Here is a 2,321-nt window from a genome sequence, read left to right on the forward strand (position 1 = left end):
ATGCTCCGCGACAAAACGCCCTACCAGGCACGTCCCGCCGCCATCGCGGCTTGACAAAAACATAGGGACACCCCCCGTCGGGGGGAGAGGGGGTCAGCCGTCGATGCGGGTGATGTTGCGGATCTTGTTGGACGCGTCCAACGCGGCGACGACCTCCTCGTCGCAGAACTCGAGCATCCGGTCGCGGCGCTCGACGGCTGTCACCTTGGTGCCGAGGGCGGCGAACATCGACGCGTACTCCATGCCGATCACGCCGGCGCCGACCACGACCATGCTGCGGGGTACGGCCTGGAGGTTGATGACGCCGTCGGAGTCCACGATGGTCCGGTCACGTTCGTCCCGGCCGCCCTGCTGCCGCGCTGGCGTAGGCCCGCGCAGCCGCTCGGCGACGAGCAGACCGACTTGCCAAGACGCCCGTCGTCATCCACTGACCGACGTGTCCACCGCGCTCGACGCCTGTCACGGTGTCGAGCGCGGCGGGGTGCGGATCAGCGCAGGGGACCGTCGCCAATCCCGTCGGGGTCCTCGATCACGTGGACCGCCGCCTCCTCGGCGCTGGCGCCACCCGCGTCGATCCCGGCGTCCCAGGCCACCGACTCGGCCTCGTCGTCCTCGCGGGCGCCCTCGTCGTACTCGACGAGACGGCCCGCGCGCGGCTCGGTCTCGTACCCCCGGCGGATCAGCTCGTCCTCGTCGTCGCCACCCTCGGCGTACGGGTCGATGTCCGGTTCCTCCTGGGCGAGGTACTGGTCCAACGACTCGCCCGCCCGCTCCTCGGCGGGGGTGGTGCCGAACCGGTTCGCCCCCGTCCAGTGGTCCGCGGCGACGATGCCGGCGTCGAGGGGGTCGCCGATGCGGTAGTCGAGGGTGTCGGAGGCGTCCAGCACCCCGTCGTCCTCGACCACGTTCCACTCGTCCACGGAATCCGTCTGGCTCACGGCGGTTTCTCCTTCGTCACGGCACAGCGAAGTGCCAAGCCTATGACCTTGCAACGCCGCAGCCTCCCGAGGCCTGCCCGTTGTGACGAACTGACCTTCGGGGGCGGCGCGAGCGTCACCGCTTCAGCAGCTCCACCACGGCCTCGGTGAACTCCGTCGGCTGCTCGACGTGCGCGAAGTGTCCGCTGCGCTCCAGCACCACCAGGTGTCCATCCGGTAGTCGTCGTGGTTGTCGAGGCGGCCCGACGCGCCCGTGCCGACCGGCTCGACGTACACCATCGTGAAGTGCTCCTCGATGCCCGGCGCCCGCAGGTAGGCCCACTCGATGCCGGGGCCGCCCGAATGTGCCACGCACACCGGGCCGGTGCCGGCGACGGGGTAGACCTGCCGCACCCCGTCAACGGTGAAGGTGTGGGCGCCCGGCGCGAGCGCGGCCGGCGTCGTGGCGGGTGGAACCCATGAACTATCTCCCGATCCCGTGACCCGTGCGGTGTGTGCCGCGACGGTGACTGGTGGCTGACACGGACCAGATGCGCGGGTCGGGGAGAAAGTTCGCTCGGCGCGGAAATTTCCTCAAACCCGCGCGGGAACGGAACGGAACAGGGTGAGCTGGCGCACCCGCCTGTCGCGTAGTACCTGCAACCACAGAGCCGCGGGCTGGCAGTGCTCCGGGTTGTCCGGCGGGCTGATCAGGTCGATCTCCCAGATCAGCACATCGCCGCTGGACACGACCTTGCGCAGCCGCTGCCGTACCCCGGCTTGCAGGTCGCTGGTCATGCCGTGGACCGCCAGGTCCCGGCCGCGGCGTGGCCCTCCCGGGACGATCATCTGGGCGTCGGGCCACAAGGTGTCCTGGCCGGCCGCGTAGTTGTCCACCAGGTACGTCGGTGTCTTGGTGCCGGGAATCGGAACGACCCGGTCGCCCTGGGTGATCACCCAGGCGAGCGCGACCTGCGCGGGAGTGACACCGGCCCGGTCGGCGATCTCCCGGACCCGGGCGACGATGGCCAGGTTGGCCCGCGTACCGGGCCCGGGGTGTTCACGGTCACCGACGGTGCACCCAACGCCGCAGACGTGACGGTGGCCGGACCGCCAGCGGCGATGCTGCGGTGGCTGTGGGGCCGGGAGCTGGCCACTGAGCCGAGCGGCGTCAGCGTGCAGGGGCCAACCGAGGCGGTGGCCGAGTTGCGGCGCTGCATCGTCGTCGCCACCCAGTGAGGCGGCGCCGGCTGGAGTGGGCACGGGTGGTGAACCTCGGTCCGGCTTAGAATCGACAAGTCTCACTGTTTTGTGCGGCGTGGGCTGGGGGCGTACCGGCTCACCGTGCTGCTGCTGGTCAAGCTCGGCGAGGCTGACCTCGCCTGGCTGGCCGCCGATCGGGCG

General features: G+C 70.6%; 4 protein-coding genes. All 4 read right to left on the bottom strand.

What is annotated here, in order from left to right:
• Positions 1 to 93 precede the first annotated feature (93 nt).
• Positions 94 to 318, bottom strand: coding sequence for an FAD-dependent oxidoreductase (locus ACLQ24_RS29335; RefSeq protein WP_425894981.1), 225 nt, complete (start codon positions 316 to 318; stop codon positions 94 to 96).
• A gap of 170 nt (positions 319 to 488) precedes the next feature.
• Complete coding sequence (locus tag ACLQ24_RS29340; RefSeq protein ID WP_425894982.1) at positions 489 to 938, bottom strand: DUF5709 domain-containing protein; 450 nt, start codon at positions 936 to 938, stop codon at positions 489 to 491.
• 123 nt (positions 939 to 1,061) lie between these two features.
• On the bottom strand, positions 1,062 to 1,331 hold the full coding sequence (locus ACLQ24_RS29345; RefSeq protein ID WP_425894983.1) for a hypothetical protein: 270 nt from the start codon (positions 1,329 to 1,331) through the stop codon (positions 1,062 to 1,064).
• Between the two features lie 180 nt (positions 1,332 to 1,511).
• Positions 1,512 to 2,180 (bottom strand): aldo/keto reductase, encoded by a 669-nt coding sequence (locus ACLQ24_RS29350; RefSeq protein WP_425894984.1) that lies wholly within the window; start codon positions 2,178 to 2,180, stop codon positions 1,512 to 1,514.
• Positions 2,181 to 2,321 lie beyond the last annotated feature (141 nt).

This window comes from Micromonospora sp. DT4, assembly GCF_049841675.1.
GTDB lineage: Bacteria > Actinomycetota > Actinomycetes > Mycobacteriales > Micromonosporaceae > Micromonospora.